Source organism: Lawsonibacter sp. (genome assembly GCF_022777125.1).
GTDB classification, from domain to species: Bacteria; Bacillota; Clostridia; order Oscillospirales; family Oscillospiraceae; genus Lawsonibacter_A; species Lawsonibacter_A hominis.
The window spans coordinates 1-24109 of sequence record NZ_JALFGV010000072.1 but is presented as its reverse complement, the minus strand read 5'-3'; the positions used below and the strand labels follow the sequence as shown (position 1 = coordinate 24109).

Here is a 24109-nt window from a genome sequence, read left to right as displayed (position 1 = left end):
ACGCCGCCGGACCCCGCGGGGGCCGGCGGCTTCCGGTTGTTCCCCGGGCGTCCGCTCCGCCCGGATGGGGCCACGCCGGCTCATACCGCATGCCCCCGCTCCCGCAGCACCGCCGCCATGGCCTCGCGATGGGTCCCGGTGACGGCCTGCATCCACTTGAGCAGCACGGAGTCGCTGACACATTGGTACTGGCCCTTTAACCGGTCCAGATCCTCTGTTTGAGTCAGGGAGCGCCCCTGTTCCGCGGTTTTGCGATCCATTTGCCCTCATCTCCTTGAGAATATATTTATTAATATAACATAAATTACTATAGATGTAAATATAGCCTTCGGTTTTTGCTATTGTTATAACAAAAACGGGACGAGGTATTTTTATGGAGATAGGAAAGCGCATCGCCGCGCTCCGGGAGACGAAAGGATGGACCACGAATCGGCTGGCCAACCAGTGCGGACTGTCCCAAAGCTTCCTGCGGTCGGTGGAGCTGGGCGAGAAGGGGATCTCGGTGGAGAGCCTGTCCTTGCTGTGCGATGCGCTGGGCGTCTCGCTGAAGCAGTTTTTTGACCAGCCCTCGGGGCAGGACACAGAGCGTGAGGCCCTGCTCCGGCAGGTGGACCGGCTGACGCCCATTCAGCGGCAGGCCCTTTCGGTCTTTTTGGGGACCCTGCTGGGCGAGCGATGACACGGCCCCGGCCGCGCCGCAGACTTGCGGCGCGGCCGGGGCCGTGGTTTGGAGCAAGGGCGCGCTTACCCGTCTTCCCGGGCGGTGATTTGGATGTTCAGCTCGTCTAATTGCTTGGGTTCCACAAAAGAAGGCGCGCCCATCATCAGGTCCTGGGCGTTCTTGTTCATGGGGAAGGGGATGACCTCGCGGATGGAGTCCTCCCCGGAGAGGAGCATGACCATCCGGTCCACGCCGGGGGCGATGCCCGCGTGGGGGGGCGCTCCGTAGGTGAAGGCGTTGTACATGGCGGGGAACTTGGCCTTTACATCCTCCTCCCCCAGGCCTACCAGCTGGAAGGCCTCCACCATGATCTCAGGGTCGTGGTTGCGCACCGCGCCGGAGGAGAGCTCCACGCCGTTGCATACCAGGTCGTACTGATAGGCGGTGATGGTCAGGGGATCCACCGCTCCCGCGGCGGCACGCTTCAGGATCTCCAGACCGCCGTTGGGCATGGAGAAGGGATTGTGGCAGAACTCCAGCGCCCCGGATTCCTCACCGATCTCATACATGGGGAAATCCACGATCCAGCAGAATTCGTAGCGCTCCCGGTCCATGTGGCCGGGGCAGAAATTGCCCAGCTTATTGCGCAGTACGCCGGCGGTCTTTTGGGCGGTGAGGCGCGTTCCGGCGGTAAGGCCCACAAAGCAGTTTGGCTGCAGGCCCAGGGCGCGGATGACCGCGTCCTTTTTCTCCTGCACGAACTTGGAGATGCCGCCCACCAGCTCGCCCTGCTCGTCTAGGCGGAACCAGTAGGCCTTCTCCCCGGCCTGGACCTCCACATCGGCGCACAGCTGGTCGATCTGCTTGCGGGTACCGGAAAAATCGGACACCACCACGGCCTTCACAGTGTTGCCCGCAAAGGGGCCGAAGCCGCAGTCCGCGAGCAGTGCGGTGGCGTCGGCAACGGTCAGGTCGATCCGCAGGTCGGGCTTGTCGGAGCCGTATTTCTCCATGGCCTCAAGATAGGGGATGCGGGTAAAGGGGGCGTCGGAGGCTATGCTGTAGGTGCCGTACTGGGCAAAGATGGGGGGCAGCACCTGCTCCAGAACGGCAAACACATCCTCCTGCCCGGCAAAGGCCATCTCCAGGTCCAGCTGGTAAAACTCGCCGGGGGAGCGGTCGCCCCGGGCGTCCTCGTCCCGGAAGCAGGGGGCGATCTGAAAGTACTTGTCGAAGCCGGAGGCCATCAGCAGCTGCTTGAACTGCTGCGGGGCCTGGGGCAGCGCGTAGAACTTGCCGGGGTGCTTCCGGCTGGGCACCAGGTAGTCCCGGGCGCCCTCCGGGGAGGAGGCGGTAAGGATGGGGGTGGTGATCTCCAGGAAGCCCTGCTCGGTCATGGCGCGGCGCAGGGCGGAGACCACATGGCAGCGCAGGATGATATTGCGCTTGACCGCGGGGTTGCGCAGGTCCAGGTAGCGGTATTTGAGCCGGGCGGACTCGTCGGCCTCCCGGCTGCGGTTGACTTGGAAGGGCAGCTCGTTGTGGCGGCAGCGGCCCAGCACCTCCACGCGGGCGGGGATCACCTCCACGTCGCCCGTGGGCAGTTTGGGATTCTTGGAGTCCCGTTCCCGCACCACGCCTTCGACCGCCAGGGTGGATTCCTTGTTCAGGTCTTTGAACATGCGCAGGGTCTCCTCGTTTTCAATGACGAGCTGGGTCACCCCGTAGAAGTCCCGCAGCACCGCGAAGGCAAAGCTGCTGCCCACCTCCCGCAGATTTTCCAGAAAGCCGGCCAGCCTGACGGTCTGGCCCACATGCTCCATGCGCAGCTCTCCGCAGGTGTGGCTGCGGTAGGAATTGGCCGTATGGCCCATGAAAATCAACTCCAATTCGTATAATCAGCTAAAAATATAACGCGATATCATCAAAGGGGTGCGCCGCCCCGCAGGTCGATGAGGGTGCTGTAGAAGACCTGCACGTCAAAATTCTGATAGGCGGCGGTACCGATCCGCTCACTCACATCGAGGTGATCCATGGCGTATTGGAGCACGTCCTCCCGGTAGGTCAGGTCCCCATGGAGGTTGTTCCAGTTGAAGTCCATATAGCCGCCTTTGCACTGCCCCTCCAAAAAGCGGATGCGCTCCATGACCAGGGGCAGGAACTCCCTGGCGGTGACGGTGCGCCCGTCCAGGGAGAAGAGCACGGTAGCGGGCTCCATCCCGGCGGCCTGGAAGGAGCGCGCGTCGGCGGGGGTGAAGGACTGCCGCTGGGCGGTGCGCACGATGCGGGAGACCATGGCGGCGCATTCCGCCCGGGTAAGGGTCTTGCCGCCGGAGAAGGTGCCGTAGTCGTCCACGCCGGTCAGGATCCCCGCGTTGTAGAAGCGCAGCACGGCGGCGTCGCTGGTGTCGGGCAGGGCGGTGATGGTGTTGATGGGCTCCAAAAGCTCGTCGGTGAGCACGGCGGAGAGCATTTGCACAAATTCCAGCCGGGTGGCGTTTTTGGCGCCGTCGGGCAGGCTCACGCCCAGACCGGACAGGTAGTCCATGGATTGCTGGTACCAGGGGAGGGAGGGATCGGTGGAAGGGGCGGGGAGCACGGCGTCGTTCACGGTGGCGTGGATACGCGCGGCAATGGCCGCCACCTCGCCTGCGGTGAGCACCTTATTGGGCTGGAAACCGGCGTTGGTGCCGTTCATCAGGCCGACCCGGTAGCAGGTATTGACGGCGGAATAGAACCAGTCCCGCTCCAGCACGTCGGTAAAGCCACGATAGGTCTGCTTGTCGGGGAAACGGTTCTCCACGCTCACGGCCAGGGCGGGGACGCTCAGGGACAGGCACAGGGCCAGGGACAGGATCATACACACGAGCCTTTTCATTGGTTGGTTCCCTCCGGTTCTAAAATAGGCGTGCCGCCCTGCCGGGCGGTCAGGCCGGTTTGGATCAGGAGCACGGCCTCGGCCGGGGAGAGGGTCTGCTGCGCGCCGGAAAAAAGGTCCTTAACGGTGACCTTCCCGGCGTTCACCTCGTCCTCCCCCAGGAAGACCGCGTAGGGGATCGAAAGCTTGTCCGCATAGGCCAGCTTCTGCTTGAACTTCTTCTTCTCGCCGTGCAGCTGCGTCCGGATGCCCGCATCCCGCAGGGTGGTGGCAAAGGAGATGGCGGGGGAGAGGTCCTCGGTCATGGGCAGGATCAGCGCGTCCGCCGGGGCGGTGAGCAGGTGGTCGTTCAGGTAGCCCTGATCCTCCAAAACGAAGAACAGACGGGTCAGACCGATGGAAATGCCTACTCCGGGCAGTTGTTTATCGGTGTAGTATTCCGCTAAGTTATCATAACGCCCCCCGGAACAGATGGAACCGATCTCCGGGTGGTCCAGCATGACGGTCTCGTAGACCGTGCCGGTGTAGTAATCCAGGCCCCGGGCAATGGTCAGGTCCACCGTAAAGTGGTCTTCCGGAACGCCGAAGGCGGACATGGAGCGGACCACGGTGTTCAGCTCCTCCACACCCTGATCCAGGAGCGCGCTGCGCCCCTTCAAGGCCGCCAGGGAGGCCAGCGGGTCGGCGGTGGAGAGCAGCTCCAGCAGCTGTCCGGCGGTGGCGGCGGGGACGGCGAAGTCGTCCACGAGGATGGCGCGTACCTGTTCCGCGCCGATCTTCTCCAGCTTGTCGATGGTGCGCATCACGTCCGCGCTCTGCCGCTCCAGCCCCAGCAGGGCAAACAGCCCGCCCAGCACCTTGCGGTTGTTTACCCGGATCTTAAAGCGCTTCAGCCCGAGGGCGGTGAACGTTTTATAGATGATGGAAGGGATCTCCGCCTCGTTGAGGATGTCCAGGCTGCCGTCTCCAATGACGTCGATGTCGGCCTGATAAAATTCCCGAAAGCGGCCCCGCTGGGCCCGCTCTCCCCGGTAGACCTTGCCGATCTGGAACCGGCGGAAGGGAAAGGCGAGTTCGTTCTGGTGCAGGGCCACGTATTTGGCCAGCGGGACCGTCAGATCAAAGCGCAGGGACAGGTCGGTGTCCCCCTTGGTAAAGCGGTAGATCTGCTTTTCCGTCTCGCCGCCGCCCTTGGCCAGCAGCACCTCGCTGGCCTCGATCAGGGGGGTGTCCAGCGGGGTGAAGCCATAGAGGGAGTAGGTGCGGCGCAGGGTCTCCACCATGCGCTCAAACTGTACCTGCCGCTCCGGCAGCAGCTCCAGAAAGCCGGAGAGGGTGCGGGGTTTCAATTTTGCCATTGGGGTATCCTCCTTTATGAACCGTATCCGGCGGGCGCCGGAACGCCGCAGGCGCGGCGTCAAGGGATTCTGCAAAGAGCCTGCGCCCGCCCGGAATGACCTTAAAAAGGCGCTCTCATCCCGTATCACGGGACGAAAGCGCCTGCTTTCGTGGTGCCACCCATGTTCAGCGGCCGCAGAGCCGCCCTTTTGCTCCGGTTACGGGGAGCGGGCCGTGTATGTCTCCATACCCGCTGCTGAGGCCGTCTTTCCCCCGGTCCTTGCCGTAAACGCTTTCAGCCATGGCGTTTTTCTCTGTCCGGCGGTATCCGGGCTACTCATGCCCCGTCGTCGCGGTGCTATTGATGGTATCTCATTTTCCGAAAAAAGTCAAGAGAACGGCGCGCTTTCCCGCATGCTCCGCCGCGCCGCCGCAGGCGGCGCCGGGAGCATGCGCTCTGGTTACGCGGTAAAGGGCTTTGTTTTGGGGTTGATGATATCCCGCCAGTCCAAGTCGCCCCGCTCCAGGCCGTGGATGAGCATCTCGGCGGTGGCCACGTTGGTGGCGAAGGGAATGTTGTACTGGTCGCACAGGCGCGTGATATAGTTCAGGTCCGCATCCAGGTCGTTGGACTGAGGATCGGAAAAGAAGAGGACCATATCGATCTCGTTGTAGGCGATGCGCGCGCCGATCTGCTGGCTGCCGCCATGGGCATGGGAGAGGAAGAGGCTGACCGGCAGACCGGTGGCCTCGGCTACAAGCTTACCCGTGGTGTTGGTGGCACAGATCGTATGCTTGGACAGGATGCCGCAGTATGCGATGCAAAACTGGACCATCAGCTCTTTCTTCCGATCGTGGCTCATCAGTGCAATATTCATGGCTCGTTACCTCTCTTATCTGCTCTTCTATTTCAGCTTCATCAGCGGGGAGCGCTGCCCCAACAGGCGTTTGGCAATGTTCAGATAGGCCACGGCGGCCCCGCGGCTGGCCGCCAGGATCAGCGGTTCTCCCCGGTTGGCGCAGAGCATCACCTGGGGGTCCTCCGGTACCACGCCCAGCAGGGGCAGGCCGGCGGTATCCATGGCGTCGTCGATGGTGGTATGCAGGCGCTTGAGCAGCCTGGGCTGCACCCGGTTGACCACAAGATGGATGCGGGAGATCCGCCCGCGCAGCAGGGCCACTGTTCGCTGCGCGTCCCGCAGGGCGGAGGCGTCGGTAGTACAGACCACCACGGCCCGGTCGGCCGCGCACACCGCCAGCTGGAATCCCTCGCCCAGACCGGCGGGGGAGTCCATCAGGACAAAATCGAAGTCCTCTTTCGCCTGGCGCACCAGCTGCGCCATGGCCTGCCCGGACAGGGGGCGCACCGGCAGCAGGATGGGGGCGGTCAGCAGATAAAGCCCGCGGATGACCGGATGCGCCACCGCCGCCCGCTCCAGGGAGCAGCGGCCCTCCAGCACGTCGGTGAAATCCATCAGCGCCCGGTCGCTCAGGCCCAGGGAAAGGTCCAGATTGCGCAGGCCGATGTCCATGTCGATGCACAGGACCCGGTGCCCCAGGGCGGCCAAACAGGAGGCGACTCCGCCGGTGAGGGAGGTCTTTCCCGTACCGCCCTTGCCGGAGGTGATCACGATCGAAGTGGCCATAGCGTTCCTCCTGTCCGTTCCAATTTATAGAATAGCATGGTTTGTCAAACGAATCAATCGTTTTTTGTGCAAAATGGCGGCAAAATTACCGTCAAAGCGGGGCTTTCTGAATTTTTGCCCAACGGCGGGGATATCCCTTGGGAGTTGAGGAAATCTTTTCCACAATAACCAGACGATGGGCCACGCCCGCACCGGGAATTTCGTAGTCCCAGCTCTTGTGCAGCCGCCCCCCCAAACGGGAGACACAGCGTCCGGCCTGCTCCAGTTCCGCGCCGCAGTCCACCGATTTCATGGCCAGGAAAAAGCCGCCCACCGCCACAAACGGCAGACAGAGCTCGCACAGCAGCGCCAGCGGCGCCACCGCCCGGGCTGCGGCCAGATCGAAGCAATCCCGGAAGCCGGGCAGCAGGGCCTGTTCCTCCGCGCGGGCGTGAAGGCACTTCACATCCTGGGCGCCCAGGGCGGTGCAGGCCTGCTCCAGCCAGGAGACCCGCTTGCCCAGACTGTCCAGCAGGGTGAGCCGAATTGTGGGCTCCAGAATGCGCAGCGGCAGACCGGGGAAGCCGGCGCCGGTGCCCACGTCGATCAGGGATTTTCCGGCGAAGGAGATCCCCGGCGCGTTCAAAAGCGCCGCACAGTCCAAAAAGTGCAGGTCGGCCACCTGATCGGGCGCGGTGATGGCGGTCAGATTCATGACCTGATTCTGCTCCAGCAGCAGGCGGCCGTATTCCGCAAGGGCCGCCGCCCCGCCGGGGGCGTCGATCCCCAGCGCAGTCAGGCCCCGTTCGATACGCTCCTTCATGCGTGTCCTCCCAGCCCGGCCACCAGAGCGGGAAGCCCGTCCAGCAGGCCCAGTATCAGCACGGCGGCGCAGGCAATGGCCAGGGCGAGCATGGCGGCCTTGCGGCTGGAGGCGCACTCCTTTTGGCGCAGCTGCCAGACAGCCACGGCGCCCAGCCCGAGACAGCCGGGGCAGACCAGCAGGGGACCGACTCCCCGCAGGTATTCGCCGCCCCGAAAGAAGGGATAGAGATTGAGCAGCACGAAGATCACCATATAGGCCACGCCCGTCCAGGCGAGGATCCGCTTGACGGGGGAGGCGGGGACATAGGGTTCCGTTTCGTCCTGGGGCCGGTCCTGGCGCGGCTCAGGCATCCGTTTGCTCCTTCAGCAGGTCGCGGATCTCCGTGAGCAGCTTCTCTTCCGCGGAGGGCTCCGGCGGCGCGGGGGGCGCGGCGGGCTCCTCCTTCTTCCGGTGGAAGGCGTTGAGGCCCTTGATGATGCAGAAGACCACAAAGGCCATGATGAGGAAGTTCAGAATGGCGTTGATAAAGTTGCCCAGCATCAGATCCCCGCCGCCGGGCAGATGGAGGGCCAGATTGGACAGGTCGCTGTTTCCTCCGGCGAAGATGCCCAGGATGGGGTTGATGATGTCCGCCACCAGGGAGTCGGCAATGGCCTTGAACGCGCCGCCGATAATGACGCCCACGGCCATATCCATCACATTGCCACGGGCGATGAACTGCTTGAATTCGGCGAAAAAGCCGGTGGTTTTCTCTTGCTTGCTCATACTTCAGTCCTCCTTCTTTTTGTTTGGGAGCAGCCGCTCCTTGCCGCCCATATAGGGCTGGAGCACCTTGGGGATCCTTACGCTGCCGTCGGCCTGAAGGTTGTTTTCCAGCAGGGCGATGAGCATGCGGGGCGGCGCCACACAGGTGTTGTTGAGGGTATGGGGCAGATAAGTCCTGCCTTCCTCGCCCTTGACCCGGATCTTGAGCCGCCGGGCCTGGGCGTCGCCCAGGTTGGAGCAGGAACAGACCTCAAAATACTTCTGCTGCCGGGGCGACCAGGCTTCGATGTCGCAGGATTTGACCTTCAGGTCGGCCAGATCGCCGGAGCAGCACTCCAGCTGACGCACGGGGATGTCAAAGTTTCGGAAGAGTTCCACGGAGTAGCGCCACATCTGCTCGTACCACTGCATGGAGTCCTCGGGCTTGCAGACCACGATCATCTCCTGCTTCTCGAACTGATGGATGCGGTAGACGCCCCGCTCTTCGATGCCGTGGGAGCCCTTTTCCTTGCGGAAGCAGGGGGAATAGGAGGTGAGGGTCTGGGGGAGCTTGTCCTCGGGCAGGATCTGGTCGATAAAGCGGCCGATCATGGAGTGCTCGGAGGTGCCGATCAGATACAGGTCCTCGCCTTCGATCTTATACATCATACCGTCCATATCGGTCTGGCTCATAACGCCTTCCACCACGTTGCCGTGGATCATGAAGGGGGGGATGCAGTAGGTGAAGCCCTTGGCGATCATAAAGTCGCGGCCGTAGGCCAGGACCGCCTCGTGCAGGCGGGCGATGTCGCCCAGCAGGTAGTAGAAGCCGGAGCCGGACACCCGCCCGGCTGCGTCCATGTCGATGCCGTCAAAGGACTCCATGATCTCGGTGTGATAGGGGATGGGGTAGTCGGGCACCAGAGGCGCTCCGAAGCGCGCTACCTCCACGTTGGCGGAGTCGTCGGGACCCAGGGGCACGGAGGGGTCGATGATCTGAGGGATGACCAGCATGATCCTGCGGATCTCACCGGCCAGCCGGTCCTCCTCCTGCTCCAGTTCGGCCAGCCGGTCGGCGTTGGCCTTTACCTGGGCTTTGGCCTGCTCGGCCTCAGCAAGCTTGGAAGGGTCTTTCTTGGCCTGGCCCATCAGCATGCCGACCCGTTTGGACAGGGCGTTTCGGGCGGTGCGCAGGTCCTGGGCCTCCTGGATGGTGCGCCGGTTTTCGGCGTCCAGGGCCAGCACCTGATCCACCAGGGGCAGCTTTTCCTCCTGGAACTTCTTTTTGATATTCTCTTTGACAGCCTCGGGGTTTTCCCGGAGGAACTTAAGATCGATCATGGTTTATCCGCCTTTCTTGTCATTACTTGGGTCGTTTGTTTGCGCGGGGCCCGCCCCGCGGTTTCACGTGAAACAGAGGTCTTGTCATTGCTCCAGCCATTCGCTCAGCTGGCGGTAGGCCTCCAGCGGGTCGTAAAGCTCCCGTTCCGCGGGACCCATAGCGTCGCTGACCGCCTGGAGGGAGGCTTCCAGCCCGCCGGGAGCGGCGGCCTCCCATTCGGCCAGCAGGGTGCGGGCCTGGGAATAGCGCCGCTGATTATAAAGGGTGCGCAGCTGATTCAGTTTGTTCAGCGCATCCACCTGATCCATGGCCGCCATCAGACCGTCCCGGGCCTTCTGCGCGGTATCCGCGGACGCCTCCCATTCGGCCTGGAGCGTATCGCGCTCCGCTTCCAGCGCGGAAACTTGAAGCTTCAGCGCGTCCCGCTCCGCGATCAGGTTCTCCAGCGATTCCACAGCGGAATTGGAGGTCTGTTCCAGATCGTCCAGGGCCTCCTGATTCACCCGCTGCTGCATAAAATAGGAGAGCAGCAGCAGAAGAAAGGCGGCGGCAAACAGGATCATCAAATAAAAGAGGACGGAGTTTTTTTTATGGGGGCGTTCGTGCTCCGCATCGTGCTGGAGCGCGCCGCCCTGGTGCGGATCGCGTTCGGCGCTCACAGCAGCTCCCCCCTTCCGGCGGAGGGGGCCTTCTCCAACAGATCGAGAAGCGCGGTCAAGTCGTCGGGGCCATAATACTCCAGTTCGATCCGGCCCTTGCGCTTTCCGGAGACGATGCTGACCTTCCGGCCGAACCGGGCGCCCAGGGTCCGTTCCGCTTCCTTCAGATAGATGCTCAGATCGGGGCCCTCCGGACGGGGCGGGGGGGTGGCTTCGCCCGCCGCGAGCCGTTTGGCCAGGGCCTCGGTCTGGCGGACGGAGAGTCCCTCGGCGACCACCTTGTCGGCCAGCTTCTCCTGAAGCTGGGGCGATGGGACCGAGAGAATGGCCCGGGCGTGTCCGGCGGAAAGCTGGCCGTCCTCCAGCAGCGGATGCAGGGAGGGGGGAAGGGAAAGCAGCCGCAGGGCGTTGGCCACGGCGGGGCGGGATTTGCCCACCTGCTGGGCCACCTCCTCCTGCGTCAGGCCGTACTCCTCCATGAGCACACGGTAGCCTCCGGCTTCTTCCATGGGGTTCAGGTCCTCCCGCTGGAGGTTTTCGATCAGGCCCAGCTCCATGACCTTGCGGTCGTCCGCCTCGATAATGACGACCGGGACCTCGCTGAGGCCCGCCAGCTTGGCGGCCCTCCAGCGCCGTTCCCCGGCAATGATCTGATAATAACCGGAGGAGAGGCGGCGCACGGTCAACGGCTGGATCACCCCGTGCTGCCGGATGGAATCGGCCAGGTCGGCCAGCGCCTCGTCGTCAAAGCGTTTCCGGGGCTGTTTGAGCCCGGGCTCCACCTGTGAGATGGGGAGGGAGAGGGAGCCTGCCTCCTGTGTCTGCAGGGCGGCGTCGCCCAGTAAAGCGCCCAGGCCCTTGCCCAGGCCGCGTTCAGATGCCATAATGTCAATCCTTTCTGCCCGTCACACCCGCGTGACGGCATAGCGGTTGTGCTCCACCAGCTCCCGGGCCAGCTGGTCATAGGCCTCGGCGCCCCGGGAAAGCGCGTCATACGCGCAGACCGGCTTTCCGTGGCTGGGGGCCTCGCTCAGCCGAACGTTGCGGGGAATGACGGTGGCGTACACCTGGCCGGGGAAATGGCGTTTGACCTCCTCCGCCACCTGCATGGACAGGTTGGTGCGCCCGTCGTACATGGTGAGGACCACGCCCTCCAGGGCGATCTCGGGGTTCAGAGAGCGCTTGACGATACGGATGGTGGAGAGCAGGTCGCTCAGCCCCTCCAGGGCGTAATACTCGCACTGTACCGGCACCAGCACCGTATCCGCCGCGCACAGGGCGTTGAGGGTAAGCAGCTCCAGAGAGGGGGGGCAGTCGATCAGGATGTAGTCGTACCGCGCCTTGAGCTGGTCCAGGGACTCCCGAAGCTGGTATTCCCGGCGCTCCAGGCCGATCATCTCGATGGACGCGCCCGCCAGCGCCTTGCTGGAGGGGAGCACGTCGCCGTAGACCGTAGCGGCCACGGCTTTGGCCGGGTCCGCGCCGTTCAAAAGCACGTCGTAAATGTTGGGGGAGCTGGTCTTGTCCACCCCAAAGCCGGAAGTGCTGTTGGCCTGGGGGTCAAAATCACAGACCAGCACCCGCAGCCCCAGGTTTTTCAGGGCGGCCGCGAGATTGACGCAGGTCGTCGTCTTGCCTACGCCGCCCTTCTGATTCACGATTGCAATGGTCTTCGCCATAGCACACCTGCCTTTTCTCAGTTCAAACGGACAAGACCTATTATAATGCCAGCGGGCTTTGAATTCAACAGGAATTCGCCTGTTTTGCCCGGAAATAAAAAACGGACCGCTGTTTCACGTGAAGCAGGACAAAAATGAGCTGCGCTTGTTTCACGTGAAACAGCGCAGCTCGCTCCCGGCGGCGTCAGGCTCTGGCCTGCTTGGGAATGCGGATCGTCAGCAAAATGGTGTCGGCCGTCTCCTGCCGGTCGCAGGCGGCGTCTACGCCGGCCGTGCGCATCAGGCTCACGCCCCGGGTAATCGTGTTGAGGAAAAACCGAATGTCCTTGATCACAAACGTGGGCCGCCGGGGAGCGGAAGCGCCGCCGCGGGACAACAGACGCTCCACCAGCTGCTCGGTGCGGGCCACCGTAAGTCCGTCCCGCACAATGGTCTGAGCGGCCGTCCACTGCAGGGCGCCGTCCTCCAGCCGCAGCAGGGCCCGGGCGTGGCGCTCGGTACAGCCGCTGTCCCGCAGCAGCGTAAGGACTTCCGGGGCCAGGCGGAGCAGCCGCAGCTTGTTGGCCACCGCCGATTGCGATTTGCCGATGCGCCGGGCGGCCTCCTCCTGAGACAGGTGGTAGGTACGGATCAGGACAGACAATGCGTTGGCCTCTTCCAAAAAGTCCAGGTCCCGCCGCTGGAGGTTTTCCACCAGCGCCAGCAGGGAAGAGGCCTCCTCGTCCACCCCCAGCAGGATGCAGGGCACTTCCTTCAGCCCCGCCAGCCGGGAGGCCCGCAGACGCCGCTCCCCGGCAATCAGCTCGTAGCCTCCGGCCGTCCGCCGCACGGAAAGCGGCTGAAGCACCCCGTGCTCCTGAATGCTGGCGGCCAGCTCCACCAGGCCCTCCTGGGAAAAGTTCCGTCGGGGCTGATTGGGGTTGGGGGAGATCTCGGACAGGGGCAGGAACAGGACCCGGCTGCTCTCCAGCAGCCCTTTTTTGCGCAGCAGCGGCATGATCACGCCCTCCTTCGTACACGCGGCTTGTCTGATAACCATATATTACCATATTATGCCGCAAAAAAGCGCGAACGGCGTCGGATGGGAAATATTTTCCAAATAGAAGCCGCGGACCGGGCGATCCGGCCCGCGGCTGCGGCGGTTCAAAAGGCCTGAGCCGATGCGGGAAAAAACGTTCCTGCAAAAGGGCGCGCCCTGCGCAGGCGTTTGGCCGCCGCAGGGCGCGCTTCCAGGGGCGCGAAAAGAGAGGGGCGCCTGAGGGCCTAAGCCCGCAGAAAGCCCTTTCCGAAGATCTCGCTGGAATTGGCCACGATCATAAAGGCGTGGGGATCGGACTGCTTCAGGTGCTGGCGCAGCGCCACGGCCTGCGTCCGGGAGAGAACGGTGAGCACCACGTGATGCACCTCGTGGGTATAGGCGCCCTCCGCCTTCCAGAGGGTAGCCCCCCGGCCCAAGGTATGGGTCACATAAGCGCAGACGTGTTCCGGGTCGGAGGTTATGATGAAAAAGGCCTTGCGGCGGTTGAAGGATTCGATGGCGCTGTCCACCAGCACAGATTTGAACACCAGCCCCAGCAGGGAGAAAAGGCCGGACTCGATATCAAAGAGAAACAGGGCCGCGGCGGCGATGGCCACGTCGGAGACCAGCAGGGCGCGGCCCACGTCCATGCCGGAGAATTTTTTCAGGATCATGGCGGCGATGTCGGTGCCGCCGGTGGAGGCGTTGATGTTGAACAGGATCGCCGAGCCCAATGCGGGGAGGATGACGGCGAAAAAGAGCTCCAGCATTTTCTGACCGGTCAGCGGGGCGTGCATGGGGAAGACCCATTCGAACATCTGCACCAGGCCGGAATAGAGCAGGGAGCAGTACACCGTGCGCACGCCGAAGCCGCGGTTGAGCAGCAGAAACCCCAGCAGCAGGAACGCCAGGTTGATGATCCCGTTGAAGACCGAGGGGGTCAGCCGGGGCACGTTCACCAACTGGCCCAGCAGCAGCGCCAGACCGGATACGCCGCCCATGGAGAAATTGTTGGGGAATTTGAAGAAGTAGACCCCCACAGACACCAGCGCGGTGCCGAGCGTCATCAGCAGGTAGGTGTGCAGGGTCTGCTTCCAGTCAGGCTTCATGGCGGGAATGCCTCCTCGTGATTTGGTAGAGGGACGGGTCAGCGCTGGGATTGGATGGCGCTCCACACGTCGTAGCCGGTGGAGGCGGGGATGGTGCCCAGGCGCCAGAGGGAGACCCCGGTGACGCCGAACATGCGGGCCAGCGTTAGTTTGTCCAGCACGCTCTGCTCGTTTTCATACCACACGCGGTAGCGGGCGCCGTCCTGCGTGGTGTAGGTGACCGCCGGATTGCGGTAACGCTCGCTGTACTCCACCACGGCGCCGGGCTGGGCCAGACGGGCGCGCAGCACGTCCTGGGCGGGGTGGTACACAACGCCCTCCAGCAGGATGCCGTTTTCGTCGATCCGGAAGCCCGCGGTGCCGAAGGAGATGGCCAGGGCGATCTTGCTGCGGTCGGCCACGCCCGTGTCCGGGTCGGTCAGATCCCGCAGGGCCTCGTACACGCCGGCAAAGGGGGTGACGGGGGAGTCGGTATTGGCGGTGCCCACGTGCTTGGCGGTCTCGGCGGCGGTCCACTGGTAATCGTGCGCCATGAGGATGACCTTGTCGCACACCGCGCCCAGGCCCCGGTAATCGAAGCCGGTGTACCAGGTATCCGGCTGCACGCAGACGTAGAGGGTCTTGTCCGCCGGCAGAGCGGCGCGCAGCTGGGTCAAAAAGGACACGTAGTCCGTTTTGAGGGTATCCCCCTTGAGTCCCTCAAAGTCGAGGGTCACCCCCGCGTAACCGGCGGCGGCCGCGGCCAGAAGGGAGACCGCCTGGGCGCGGGCTTCGGCGCTGGAGGTCAGGGCCGCCACGGTGGAGGTGCTGCTCCCGTCGGCCAGGGAGACGCGGTCGGCGGCGGAGGCGTAGACGTTCAGGTTGTAAGGGATCTGATGCTGGTTGAAATAGTCCGTGGCGGGAGTGGGGTCGGAGGGCATGACCCAATCGTTGTTGTTGGCGCTGGTGGAGTTGAGCCGGGGGCCCTCCTCCGCGTCGAACTCCATCCGGGCCCAGCCCACGCTGAGGGCGTCCAGAGAGGAGGCCAGGTTAATCTGGCTGTAGGAGGAAAAGGCGTAAAAACCGTGGAGCCAGTCGATCTTGGAGGTGTAGCGCTCATAGACCCGCACCAGCATGGCCGCGGCCTCCTCCCGCTTGGCGGAGTTGTGGGGGAGAAAGCGCAGGCTGCCGTCGGAAGCGGTCACGCCGGTGATCATGCCGATGTCGTAGGCGATGGCGATATAGCCCGTATTGCTTTTTACGTCGGTGAAGGGAAGGGCCAGGGAGGACAGGGACTGGGCCAGGGTGGAATAACCCAGCGCGCGCACCAGCATCACCGCCATCTCTTCCCGGCTGATGTAATCGTCGGGGCGGAACGCGCCGCTGGCGTCCATCACGTCGTGGGCGCGGGCGGTCTCCACATAGGAATAGCACCACTTGCCGGCGGCGCAGTCGATATAGGAGGGGGCCTGCGGAGTGACGGTTTCCCAGGAAAACATACGGCAGAGGATGGTGACGAACTCCCCGCGGGTAATGTCCCGGCCCACGCCGAACGTGCCGTCGGCATAGCCCTCCATCAGACCGTAGGAGCGGGTCTTCTCAATGACGTCAGCGGCCCAGCTGCCCTGCGCGTCGGAAAAGGCGCGGGCGGCCGGAGAGAGGGGCGTCGCGCAGAGCAGCAGGACCAGGGCGAGCAGAACGGAAAGCGTACGACGTTTCATAATAGCCTCCTTAGGCACTGGACGGATCCGGATAGGGCGGCCGGAGCGGGCCCGGGGTCTGTTCCGGCCGGCCGCGATGTCTGCATTGTAGCAGACATCGTCGAAAAACGCAACGGACAGGGGAAAAGACCCTCCACAAAATTTCCAAAAAGGGGTGACGAACGGCGGCATTTTTGATAGAATATGATTAATTGAAGTGACGTGTGTGTTTGCGGTAAAATGAAAGTAAGTTTTTCCGATGGGGACGGTAATACAGAAATAAGGAGACGCGGATATGAAGCTCATGGAGGATCGCATCCGGCAGGACGGCAGGATTCGGGAGGGCGGCGTGCTCAAAGTGGACAGCTTTTTGAACCATCAGATGGACGTGGAGCTGTTTAATGAGATTGGAAAGGAGTTTCTGCGTCTGTTCGGGGACTGCGCCGTCACCAAGATCCTGACCATTGAGGCGTCGGGGATCGGCATCGCCTGCGTGAGCGCGCAGTTTTTCCATGTGCCGGTGATCTTTGCCAAAAAGAACAAGACCCGCAATATCGCGGGAGACGTGTATACCTCCAAGGTGGAATCCTTTACCCACGGGAAGGTGTACGATATCATCGTGTCCAAGGAGTTCCTGCACCCGGAGGACCGGGTGCTCCTCATCGACGATTTCCTGGCCAACGGCAGCGCCCTGCAGGGGCTGATCAAGCTGGTGGAGGACGCGGGCGCCACCCTGGTGGGGGCGGGCATCTGCATCGAGAAGGCCTTCCAGCCCGGCGGCGACCTGATCCGCTCCATGGGCGTGCGCGTGGAATCTCTGGCGCGGATCAAGTCCATGAGCGTGGAGGACGGCGTGACGTTCTGCTGAGGCGGAAGACCGCCGTCGCCCCGGCCAGAGATTCCACCCGCCCCCGCAGGGCGGGGCGCGCGGCAGCGCGTGCAAGGGTTTGGAAAACCCTTGGCGCAGGCGGGATTCACTTCCGCCGAGCATGTGAAGCCGGTTCTGGGACCCCGGGCCGGCTCCGGCGGCCCGGGCGATCTCCGGCGCGGATCAAGTCCATGAGCGTGGAGGACGGCGTGACGTTCTGCTGATCCCGGCTGTGTCAGCCGTTTTTAAATAGTGGTACCGGAAACCTGATCTTACATAATTAAGGAGGAAACCCAGAAATGAAGAAGAGATTGCTCGCGCTCCTGCTTGCCTGCTCCATGGTCTTTGCACTGGCTGCCTGCGGCGGCAACGGCCAGCCCGGCACGCCCGAGACCACCGCGCCTGAAACCGGCGCGCCCGAGACCGGCGCGCCCGAGGCCAAGACCGTCAAGGTCGGCCTGATCTGCATCGGCGACGAGAACGACCAAGGCTACACCTACAACTTCATCCGCGGCAAGGAGGCCGTCACCGAGACGCTGGCCGCCAAGGGCATCAACGTGGAGTGGGTCGTCAAGTACAACATCGGCGAGAACAGCTCCTGCGAGGACGCCAACATCGAGCTGGCCGAAGAGGGCTGCCAGCTGATCATCAACAACTCCTACGGCTTCGAGCCCTTTATGCTCAAGGTCGCCCCCGACTATCCCGAGATCGAGTTCATTGCCTGCACCAACCAGGCTTCCAGGAACGACGATCTGGACAACACCCACAACGCCTTCGCCAACATCTATGAGGGCCGCTACCTGGCCGGCGTGGCCGCGGGCATGAAGATGCAGGAGCTGATCGACAACGGTGACATCACCGCCGACCAGGCCGTGATCGGCTACGTGGGCGCTTACTCCTTCGCCGAGGTGATCTCCGGCTTTACCGCTTACTATCTGGGCGCCAAGAGCGTGTGCCCCTCTGTCTCCATGAAGGTCCAGTTCGTGGGTTCCTGGTCCGACGCCACCGCTGAGGGCAACGCCGCCGACGCGCTGTGCGACCTGGGCTGCATCATGATCTCCCAGCACTCCGACAACACCACCCCCGCCACCACCGCCCAGTCCAAGGGCGCGTTCCATACCGGCTACAACAACGATATGATCGGCGTGGCGCCCGAGGCCTCCATCATCGGCACCCGCATCGACTGGTCCGTGTACTTTGAGTACGCCATCGAGGCCGTTGCCAACGGCGAGAGCTTTGACCAGGATTGGTGCCACGGCATGGACGAGGGCGCCGTGGTCATGACCCCGCTGAACGAGGACATCGCCGCCGCCGGCACCGCCGAGAAGCTGGCCGAGGTGGAGGAAGCCATCCGCACCGGCGCGCTGCAGGTCTTTGATACCGCTACCTTCACCGTGGGCGGCGAAGAGGTCACCACCTCCTTCGCGCTGGACACCGACGGCGACTTTACCCCCGATTCCGAGGAGGCCGTGTTTGACGGCGCCTACCACGAGTCCTACTTCCAGTCTGCTCCTTACTTCGCGCTCCAGATCGACGGCATCGAGTGGCTGAATTCCGCGTTCTAAGCAATTTGACCCAATACCCAAAGGCGGGCTGCAAAAGCAGCCCGCCTTTTCCATTGCCGGACGGCGGGACGGCGCCGCCCGGGCAATTCTTTGGCTGTGCCGGGGGAAAAATCGTGCTACACCCTTGCGCCGGGCCCGCGGTTTTGATACCATAGAAAAAGAAGCGTTTCAGAGATACGGCGCTGTTCCATTGACCGGGTCCGGCGCCGGGCCCGGAACAGAAAGGATGACAGCCTTGGAAACTGTCCATGCGATTGAGTTCAGGCACATCACCAAGCGATTCGGCAAGGTAGTGGCCAACGACGGGATCGACCTGGCCCTGGACCGGGGGGAGATCCTGGCCCTGCTGGGGGAAAACGGCAGCGGCAAGACCACGCTGATGAACATGCTCTCCGGCATCTATTTTCCGGACGAGGGAGAGATCCTGGTGGGCGGCAAGCCGGCGGCCATCCGCTCCCCCAAGGACGCCTATGCCAACGGCATCGGCATGATCCACCAGCACTATAAGCTGGTGGACGTGTTCACCGCGGCGGAAAATATCGCTCTGGGCCTGCACGACGGCAGGCTGGACCGGCGGGAGATCGCGGCCAAGGTCCAGGCCATCAGCGATAAATACGGCTTCGGCATCGACCCCAACAAGAAGGTCTACGACATGTCGGTGTCGGAAAAGCAGACGGTGGAGATCGTGAAGGTGCTCTACCGGGGGGCCGACGTGCTCATTTTGGACGAGCCCACCGCCGTGCTCACCCCTCAGGAGACCGAGCGTCTCTTTGCCATCCTGCGTACGATGAAGGCCGACGGAAAGGCCATCGTCATCATCACGCACAAGCTCCATGAGGTCATGGCCATCTCCGACCGGGTGGCGGTGCTGCGCAAGGGGCAGTACATCGGCGCCGTGAACACGGCCGAGACCGATCCCCAGGCCCTCACCGATATGATGGTGGGCCACGCGGTCACCCTGAACATCGACCGGCCCGACCCGGTGGACCCCAAGCCCCGCCTGACGGTGGAGGGCCTGACCGTGCTGGACGCCGAGGGTGTGAAGAAGCTGGACGGCGTGGGCTTCACGGCCCTGGGCGGCGAGATTTTGGGGATCGCGGGCATCGCCGGCTCCGGCCAGCGGGAGCTGCTGGAGTCCATCGCCGGACTCTATCCCATCGCCGCGGGTTCCATCCGCTATACCCCCGACGGAGCCGGGCCCCAGGAACTGGTGGGCAAGACCCCCATGCAGATCAAGCAGGCGGGCGTGGCCATGGCCTTCGTCCCGGAGGACCGGCTGGGGATGGGCCTGGTGGGCGGCATGGGCATGACGGGGAACATGATGCTGCGCTCCTGGCGGCGCGGCAAGGGCGTATTTGTAGATCGAAAGGACCCCAACGCACTGGCGCTGAAGGTGAAGGAAAGCCTGGAGGTGGTCACCCCCAGCGTGGATTTCCCGGTGCGGCGGCTGTCCGGCGGCAACGTGCAGAAGGTCCTGGTCGGCCGGGAGATCGCCTCCTCGCCCACTGTGCTCATGAGCGCCTACGCCGTGCGCGGCCTGGATATCAACACCTCTTATACGATCTATAACCTGATGACCGAGCAGAAGAAAAAGGGCGTGGCCGTCATCTTCGTGGGGGAGGACCTGGACGTGCTGCTGGAGCTGTGCGACCGTATCCTGGTCCTCTGCGGCGGCAAGGTCTCCGGCGTGGTGGACGCCCGCACCGCCACCAAGGAGCAGGTGGGCCTGATGATGACCCGTGTGGGCGGAAAGGAGGGCGCGTGATGCACGAAGTGAAAACACCGCTGATCCGCCTGGCCAAGCGGGACGCCATGCCCGCCTGGCAGGTGTGGTGCATCCGGGGCAGTTCCTTCATCGCCGCGATCCTGCTGGGCGCGCTGATTTTCCTGGTGCTGGGCAATAACCCCATCTCCGCCTACGGGACCATCCTTTCCGGCTCGCTGGGCAAGTCCACCGCCATCCGTCAGACCGTAAAGATCGCCATCCCGCTGCTGGGTACCGCGCTGGCCATTGCGCCCTGCTTCAAGATGCGTTTTTGGAACATCGGCGCCGAGGGGCAGATCACCGCAGGCGCCGTGGCGGCCAGCTATTTTGCCCTGTTTTGGGCCGACCGCCTGCCCGGGCCCGCCCTGATCCTGGTCATGGCGGCGGCCGGGGCCGTGGCGGGGGGCATATGGGCCCTGGTGCCCGCCTTCTTCAAGGCCAAGTGGGGCACCAACGAGACCCTGTTTACCCTGATGATGAACTACATCATCATCGGCGTGGTCCGCTGGCTCCAGGGCGGTCCCTGGGAGGGACGGCCCGGTTCCCAGATCATTCCGCAGTTTGACTCCAAGGCCGTCCTGCCCAAGGTGCTGGGCGTGCACTGCGGCTGGATCATCGTGCTGGTACTGACGGTGGTCATGTTCATCTACATGAAGTACACCAAACAGGGCTATGAGATCGCCGTCATCGGGGAGAGTGAGAACACCGCCCGGTACGCGGGGATGAACGTAGGGGCCATTATCATGCGCACCATGTTCCTTTCCGGCGCCATCAGCGGCCTGGTGGGCTTCATCGTGGCCTCGGGCGCCAACAATACCCTCTATGACGGGGTGGCCGCCGGGGTGGGCTTCACCGCCATCACCGTGGCGTGGCTGGCCCAGCTCAACCCCTTCGCCATGATCGGCATTTCCGCCCTGCTGGCGGTGCTGGAGAAGGGCGCGGATACCCTTCAGACCCGTATGAACGTGCCCGCCTCCATTTCCGACATCATCACCGGCATTTTCCTGTTTTGTATGCTGGGGTGCGAATTTTTCATCAACTACCGGCTGATCCTCCGGGGCGGCCATAAGGAGGTGACCGGAGCATGATCAACCAAAGTCCGGTCCTGCTGCTCATCATGGCCGCCGTGCTCAACGGTACGCCCCTGCTCTTCGGCACCGTGGGGGAGATCCTCTCGGAAAAGTCGGGCAACCTGAACCTGGGCGTGGAGGGCATGATGTATATGGGCGGCGCCATGGGACTGGGAGCCGCGTTCTACTATGAGCAGCTCTCCGGCGGCAGCGCCAGCGGGATCGTGGCCGTGCTGCTGGCCATCCTGTTTTCCTTCCTGGGCGGCGCGTTCGGCGCGCTGATCTACAGCTTCATCACCATCACCCTGCGGGCCAACCAGAACGTGACCGGTCTGGCGCTGGCCATCTTCGGTACCGGCGCGGGCCAGTTCATCGGCGAGTACATGCGCGTCACTTCCGGCGGCTACGTAGCCATCAGCAATGAGCTCAAGGCGGTTTTCGCCAACTCCCCCTTCCCGGCGGCGCTGCAAAAGCTGCCGGTGGTGGGCCCGCTGCTCTTCGGCCAGAACATCTTCGTCTACCTGGGCCTGGCGGTGGCCGTCGTCATGGCCGTTTTCCTGAACCGCAGCCGGGCGGGGCTCTATCTCCGCGCCGTGGGCGAGTCCCCCGCCACCGCCGACGCGGCGGGCATCAACGTCACGCGCAACAAGTACCTGGCCACCGTCATCGGCGGCGGCATTTCCGCCATCGGCGGCATGGTGTATATCACCACCATCGCCGGGTGCGTGTGGAACCACGAAGGCCTCGCCGGCGAGGGCTGGCTGGCCGTGGCGCTGGTCATCTTCTGCCTGTGGCGCCCCCTCAACGCCATCTGGGGCTCCATCCTCTTCGGCGGGCTGATGATCCTCTATCTGCGCCTGCAGGTCCCCTTTATCCCCGATCAGCTCTACAAGATCCTGCCCTATGTGGTGACGGTGATCGTGCTCATCTTCACCAGCCTGCGCAACAGCAAAGACAAGCAGCCCCCCGCAAGCCTGGGGCTGGCCTATTTCCGGGAGGAACGGTAAAGGGGCCGGCCGGCATGAGAAGGGCCCGTTCCAAGGCGCATCCCCAGGGGAGCCTCCCTTGCTCCTGCGGGCGGCGGAACTCTGCGAGGCCCTTCCCCAGGAGGTTTTTTCGACAGGCAAACGCGCCCCAGGTCCAGCCATGGACCTGGGGCGCGTTTGCGGGAGAGCGCGTTCCGTCCGTTTCCGCCGGTGCGCCCACCGGTGGGAAAGCCGTCTGCCTCCGGCAGCGGGCGGCGGCCCCTCGGGCGCGCCCTGCTACAGGGGGAGCACCAGCTCGTCCCCTGTGACGGGGCGGCAGTTGGGGGAGCAGCCGCCGCAGTCCCGGGCGTACCGGCAGAACCGGGCGGGGTCGTCGTGGGCGTCGGTACAGTGAAGCAGGCAGGAGGGCTGACGGGTCAGGCTTTTGATCGGATTGACGCCCACCTTCCGGCGCTCATAGCCGCCGTTGGAGAGGATGTAGTGGTCGCCGGCGGGCGTTTTCGGGGTAAAGTACGCACCGGTTCCGTGATGCTGGAGCTTGACCACCTGGTAGAACCGGCGGAAGCCTGCGCCGCTGCCGTGGATGTGATCCACCACATGGGGCGGAGCGTCCCCCAGAAAGAGGACCCGGTCCTCCAGGTCGCAGACCACGCTCATGGCGTTCAGGCCGTCCACCAGCCGGTGGTACTGCGCCTTGGCAAATCCCTTCAGATCGGCGATCAGCGCCTGGGGCGCGCCGGGCCGGGCCAGATCCGCCCAAAGAGCGTCATGGAGGGCCAGAAGGGGTCCCATGGAGGCGCGCAGCGCCTGAAACCGCTCCGCCGGGGCCCCCTGGGGGGCCTGCTCCTGGTGCAGCAGTTCCAGATAGGCGTTCAGGGCGGACTGAACGCCCCATCGGGCCTCCAGCAGATCGCCCCGGCGGGGGCCAAGCCGTTCCAGCAGGCCGAGGAACAGCGTCTCCGCCTGGGCCTCCATCTCCTGATAAGGGTACAGGTCGTAATCAAAGCGCTCCGCGTCGGAGCCCTCATCCCAGTAATGCTGGAAGAAGGGGCCCTTGCCCGGCTTGCTGCGCACCATCAGCGGGAACTCCACCTGGGGCCAAAGCACCCGCAGGTGCGCCCCGTCCAGCGGGATGCGGGAGCCGGTGCGGACAAAGCGGATGCGCCGGGCGCATACCGTCAGATGCTGGAACAGGTCCAGGATCTGGCGGGTGAGCCGGAACCCGTAGGAGTTGGCGGGGGCCACGGCCAAAAGCCGGGCCATGGCCCCGGAAAAGGCAGGTTGTCCGCTTTTCAGCAGACTCCAGGGCAGCCAGGCGGTCTCAATGGGGGGCGCGGCGCACAGCAGCGTGCCCGGCTCGGGCAGGCGCAAAAAGCCGCAGAAGTGGTCGCTGTGGAAGTGGGAGACCAGCAGGTCGGTGGGCAGATCGTCGTCGATGGCGCTCCGGATGGCCGAGTAGGCAAAGCGCGATTTTCCCTGTGCCGGGCGGGCGCCCCGGTTGTCGCTTCCGCAGTCCACGATCAGCCGCCGTCTCTCCGTCTCCAAGAGGGCGCAATCCCCAAATTTGACCCGTTTCACCCGCAGCTGCATATGCTTCACCTTCCCTTTGCGAAAAGTATACCACAGACGCGGGAAAAAGAAAATACGACAAGGGCCGGACGCCTGCTCCTGACGTCCGGCCCTGCCGAAGGAAAGAGGATACAATGAAATGAAAAGAAACTGTCTCTTGCAAGTATTATCATAACCGGAAGATGTTAATGAATAAAACGGGATTTGTTACAAAAGCTTTAAATCTTCGCTTTTTTATGTAAAGTTCCCGTAATCTGCTCCAAAACGCTGACAAGCCCGGGTGATCGGCCTGCCGAAGGGCGCCGCCCGGCGCCGCCCCCGGCACGGCGCAGGCGAAAAGAGCCGCCTGTATCCGGAACGGGCAGCGGCGTTCGCCGCTGCCCGTTCCGGTGATTGGAGGATAGAATGAAAAGAAGTATTGCCTCTTGCGAGTGTTATCGTACCAGGGGGTTGTTAAAAAAGGTAGCCTGGTTTGTTACGAAAGTATGAAATCCATAAAAAAGCGCTGCCGCTCAGCGTAGATTTTGGAAGAATGACTGGAGCAGGGCGGAGCACTCCGCCTCCAGCACGCCGCCGTAGATGCGGGGGTGGTGGTTGAAGCGTTCCTCAAACAGGTTGAGCACCGAACCGCAGCAGCCCGCCTTCTCGTCTTTCGCGCCGTAATAGAGGGCGGGGATGCGGGCGTTGATGATGGCCCCGGCGCACATGGGGCAGGGCTCCAGCGTCAC

General features: G+C 63.6%; 24 protein-coding genes. 6 read left to right on the top strand and 18 right to left on the bottom strand.

The window, feature by feature from the left end; all coding sequences use genetic code 11:
* Positions 1-80: 80 nt before the first annotated feature.
* A complete protein-coding gene (locus MR825_RS06265) occupies positions 81-260 on the bottom strand; it encodes a hypothetical protein (RefSeq protein ID WP_287879575.1) in 180 nt (59 codons plus the stop codon).
* Between the two features lie 113 nt (positions 261-373).
* Between MR825_RS06265 and MR825_RS06260 the strand changes: the two genes are divergently transcribed.
* On the top strand, positions 374-679 hold the full coding sequence (locus tag MR825_RS06260; protein WP_186907395.1) for a helix-turn-helix domain-containing protein: 306 nt from the start codon (positions 374-376) through the stop codon (positions 677-679).
* A gap of 65 nt (positions 680-744) precedes the next feature.
* Here MR825_RS06260 and aspS read toward each other — a convergent pair whose 3' ends face one another.
* The 15 genes from aspS to MR825_RS06185 all read right to left on the bottom strand — a co-directional run bounded on the left by aspS (position 745) and on the right by MR825_RS06185 (position 15579).
* Positions 745-2535 (bottom strand): aspartate--tRNA ligase, encoded by a 1791-nt coding sequence (gene aspS, locus MR825_RS06255; RefSeq protein ID WP_287879572.1) that lies wholly within the window; start codon positions 2533-2535, stop codon positions 745-747.
* 50 nt (positions 2536-2585) lie between these two features.
* Positions 2586-3539, bottom strand: coding sequence for an S-layer homology domain-containing protein (locus MR825_RS06250; protein WP_287879569.1), 954 nt, complete (start codon positions 3537-3539; stop codon positions 2586-2588).
* Positions 3536-4897, bottom strand: a complete 1362-nt coding sequence (gene hisS, locus MR825_RS06245; RefSeq protein WP_287879566.1) for a histidine--tRNA ligase — start codon at positions 4895-4897, stop codon at positions 3536-3538. The genes MR825_RS06250 and hisS overlap by 4 nt, the downstream gene beginning before the upstream one ends.
* 441 nt (positions 4898-5338) lie before the next feature.
* Positions 5339-5755: a methylglyoxal synthase gene (locus MR825_RS06240; protein WP_186907391.1), complete on the bottom strand. Its 417-nt coding sequence runs from the start codon at positions 5753-5755 to the stop codon at positions 5339-5341.
* A 27-nt stretch (positions 5756-5782) separates the two neighbouring features.
* Positions 5783-6523, bottom strand: a complete 741-nt coding sequence (gene minD / locus MR825_RS06235; RefSeq protein ID WP_186907390.1) for a septum site-determining protein MinD — start codon at positions 6521-6523, stop codon at positions 5783-5785.
* A 91-nt stretch (positions 6524-6614) separates the two neighbouring features.
* The gene (rsmG, locus tag MR825_RS06230) at positions 6615-7325 is read right to left on the bottom strand and encodes a 16S rRNA (guanine(527)-N(7))-methyltransferase RsmG (RefSeq protein WP_186907389.1); all 711 of its coding nucleotides are present in this window, start codon (positions 7323-7325) and stop codon (positions 6615-6617) included.
* Positions 7322-7678 (bottom strand): hypothetical protein, encoded by a 357-nt coding sequence (locus tag MR825_RS06225; protein WP_287879562.1) that lies wholly within the window; start codon positions 7676-7678, stop codon positions 7322-7324. Before MR825_RS06225 ends, rsmG begins: the two co-directional genes overlap by 4 nt.
* The gene (mscL, locus tag MR825_RS06220; RefSeq protein ID WP_186907387.1) at positions 7671-8093 is read right to left on the bottom strand and encodes a large conductance mechanosensitive channel protein MscL; all 423 of its coding nucleotides are present in this window, start codon (positions 8091-8093) and stop codon (positions 7671-7673) included. The genes MR825_RS06225 and mscL overlap by 8 nt, the downstream gene beginning before the upstream one ends.
* Before the next feature lie 3 nt (positions 8094-8096).
* Positions 8097-9413 (bottom strand): serine--tRNA ligase, encoded by a 1317-nt coding sequence (gene serS, locus MR825_RS06215; RefSeq protein WP_287879559.1) that lies wholly within the window; start codon positions 9411-9413, stop codon positions 8097-8099.
* 84 nt (positions 9414-9497) lie between these two features.
* Complete coding sequence (locus MR825_RS06210) at positions 9498-10073, bottom strand: hypothetical protein (protein WP_186907385.1); 576 nt, start codon at positions 10071-10073, stop codon at positions 9498-9500.
* Complete coding sequence (locus tag MR825_RS06205; RefSeq protein ID WP_186907384.1) at positions 10070-10957, bottom strand: ParB/RepB/Spo0J family partition protein; 888 nt, start codon at positions 10955-10957, stop codon at positions 10070-10072. Before MR825_RS06205 ends, MR825_RS06210 begins: the two co-directional genes overlap by 4 nt.
* Before the next feature lie 21 nt (positions 10958-10978).
* A complete protein-coding gene (locus MR825_RS06200; RefSeq protein WP_186907383.1) occupies positions 10979-11752 on the bottom strand; it encodes a ParA family protein in 774 nt (257 codons plus the stop codon).
* A 184-nt stretch (positions 11753-11936) separates the two neighbouring features.
* Positions 11937-12749: a ParB/RepB/Spo0J family partition protein gene (locus MR825_RS06195; RefSeq protein ID WP_186907459.1), complete on the bottom strand. Its 813-nt coding sequence runs from the start codon at positions 12747-12749 to the stop codon at positions 11937-11939.
* Positions 12750-13015: 266 nt separating this feature from the next.
* On the bottom strand, positions 13016-13879 hold the full coding sequence (locus MR825_RS06190) for a YitT family protein (RefSeq protein WP_243204737.1): 864 nt from the start codon (positions 13877-13879) through the stop codon (positions 13016-13018).
* A 38-nt stretch (positions 13880-13917) separates the two neighbouring features.
* Entirely contained in the window at positions 13918-15579 is a 1662-nt protein-coding gene (locus MR825_RS06185) for an S-layer homology domain-containing protein (RefSeq protein WP_287879549.1), read from the bottom strand.
* A 274-nt stretch (positions 15580-15853) separates the two neighbouring features.
* On the opposite strand from MR825_RS06185, the gene MR825_RS06180 reads away from it, so the two are divergent.
* From MR825_RS06180 to MR825_RS06160, 5 genes are all read left to right on the top strand, one after another.
* Positions 15854-16426 carry a xanthine phosphoribosyltransferase gene (locus tag MR825_RS06180; RefSeq protein ID WP_186907381.1) on the top strand — a complete coding sequence of 191 codons (573 nt, stop codon included), beginning with the start codon at positions 15854-15856 and terminating at the stop codon, positions 16424-16426.
* Between the two features lie 299 nt (positions 16427-16725).
* Complete coding sequence (locus tag MR825_RS06175; protein ID WP_287879546.1) at positions 16726-17991, top strand: BMP family ABC transporter substrate-binding protein; 1266 nt, start codon at positions 16726-16728, stop codon at positions 17989-17991.
* 226 nt (positions 17992-18217) lie between these two features.
* Positions 18218-19756, top strand: coding sequence for an ABC transporter ATP-binding protein (locus MR825_RS06170; RefSeq protein ID WP_441328110.1), 1539 nt, complete (start codon positions 18218-18220; stop codon positions 19754-19756).
* Positions 19756-20844 carry an ABC transporter permease gene (locus MR825_RS06165; RefSeq protein ID WP_186907378.1) on the top strand — a complete coding sequence of 363 codons (1089 nt, stop codon included), beginning with the start codon at positions 19756-19758 and terminating at the stop codon, positions 20842-20844. Before MR825_RS06170 ends, MR825_RS06165 begins: the two co-directional genes overlap by 1 nt.
* On the top strand, positions 20841-21833 hold the full coding sequence (locus tag MR825_RS06160; protein WP_186907377.1) for an ABC transporter permease: 993 nt from the start codon (positions 20841-20843) through the stop codon (positions 21831-21833). The genes MR825_RS06165 and MR825_RS06160 overlap by 4 nt, the downstream gene beginning before the upstream one ends.
* Before the next feature lie 255 nt (positions 21834-22088).
* On the opposite strand, the gene MR825_RS06155 is transcribed toward MR825_RS06160, so the two are convergent.
* Together MR825_RS06155 and MR825_RS06150 are read right to left on the bottom strand one after the other, a co-directional pair.
* Complete coding sequence (locus MR825_RS06155) at positions 22089-23402, bottom strand: MBL fold metallo-hydrolase (RefSeq protein WP_256175339.1); 1314 nt, start codon at positions 23400-23402, stop codon at positions 22089-22091.
* A gap of 491 nt (positions 23403-23893) precedes the next feature.
* On the bottom strand, positions 23894-24109 hold a 216-nt coding region (locus MR825_RS06150; RefSeq protein ID WP_287879539.1), incomplete at its 5' end, for a nucleoside deaminase.

Excerpts from the sequence above, each read along its gene's own strand:
- MR825_RS06265 (WP_287879575.1), bottom strand. The coding sequence starts at position 260 with ATGGATCGCAAAACCGCGGAACAGGGGCGCTCCCTGACTCAAACAGAG.
- MR825_RS06260 (WP_186907395.1), top strand. The coding sequence starts at position 374 with ATGGAGATAGGAAAGCGCATCGCCGCGCTCCGGGAGACGAAAGGATGG.
- aspS (WP_287879572.1), bottom strand. The coding sequence starts at position 2,535 with ATGGGCCATACGGCCAATTCCTACCGCAGCCACACCTGCGGAGAGCTG.
- MR825_RS06250 (WP_287879569.1), bottom strand. The coding sequence starts at position 3,539 with ATGAAAAGGCTCGTGTGTATGATCCTGTCCCTGGCCCTGTGCCTGTCC.
- hisS (WP_287879566.1), bottom strand. The coding sequence starts at position 4,897 with ATGGCAAAATTGAAACCCCGCACCCTCTCCGGCTTTCTGGAGCTGCTG.
- MR825_RS06240 (WP_186907391.1), bottom strand. The coding sequence starts at position 5,755 with ATGAATATTGCACTGATGAGCCACGATCGGAAGAAAGAGCTGATGGTC.
- minD (WP_186907390.1), bottom strand. The coding sequence starts at position 6,523 with ATGGCCACTTCGATCGTGATCACCTCCGGCAAGGGCGGTACGGGAAAG.
- rsmG (WP_186907389.1), bottom strand. The coding sequence starts at position 7,325 with ATGAAGGAGCGTATCGAACGGGGCCTGACTGCGCTGGGGATCGACGCC.
- MR825_RS06225 (WP_287879562.1), bottom strand. The coding sequence starts at position 7,678 with ATGCCTGAGCCGCGCCAGGACCGGCCCCAGGACGAAACGGAACCCTAT.
- mscL (WP_186907387.1), bottom strand. The coding sequence starts at position 8,093 with ATGAGCAAGCAAGAGAAAACCACCGGCTTTTTCGCCGAATTCAAGCAG.
- serS (WP_287879559.1), bottom strand. The coding sequence starts at position 9,413 with ATGATCGATCTTAAGTTCCTCCGGGAAAACCCCGAGGCTGTCAAAGAG.
- MR825_RS06205 (WP_186907384.1), bottom strand. The coding sequence starts at position 10,957 with ATGGCATCTGAACGCGGCCTGGGCAAGGGCCTGGGCGCTTTACTGGGC.
- MR825_RS06200 (WP_186907383.1), bottom strand. The coding sequence starts at position 11,752 with ATGGCGAAGACCATTGCAATCGTGAATCAGAAGGGCGGCGTAGGCAAG.
- MR825_RS06195 (WP_186907459.1), bottom strand. The coding sequence starts at position 12,749 with ATGCCGCTGCTGCGCAAAAAAGGGCTGCTGGAGAGCAGCCGGGTCCTG.
- MR825_RS06190 (WP_243204737.1), bottom strand. The coding sequence starts at position 13,879 with ATGAAGCCTGACTGGAAGCAGACCCTGCACACCTACCTGCTGATGACG.
- MR825_RS06185 (WP_287879549.1), bottom strand. The coding sequence starts at position 15,579 with ATGAAACGTCGTACGCTTTCCGTTCTGCTCGCCCTGGTCCTGCTGCTC.
- MR825_RS06180 (WP_186907381.1), top strand. The coding sequence starts at position 15,854 with ATGAAGCTCATGGAGGATCGCATCCGGCAGGACGGCAGGATTCGGGAG.
- MR825_RS06175 (WP_287879546.1), top strand. The coding sequence starts at position 16,726 with ATGAAGAAGAGATTGCTCGCGCTCCTGCTTGCCTGCTCCATGGTCTTT.
- MR825_RS06170 (WP_441328110.1), top strand. The coding sequence starts at position 18,218 with ATGACAGCCTTGGAAACTGTCCATGCGATTGAGTTCAGGCACATCACC.
- MR825_RS06165 (WP_186907378.1), top strand. The coding sequence starts at position 19,756 with ATGCACGAAGTGAAAACACCGCTGATCCGCCTGGCCAAGCGGGACGCC.
- MR825_RS06160 (WP_186907377.1), top strand. The coding sequence starts at position 20,841 with ATGATCAACCAAAGTCCGGTCCTGCTGCTCATCATGGCCGCCGTGCTC.
- MR825_RS06155 (WP_256175339.1), bottom strand. The coding sequence starts at position 23,402 with ATGCAGCTGCGGGTGAAACGGGTCAAATTTGGGGATTGCGCCCTCTTG.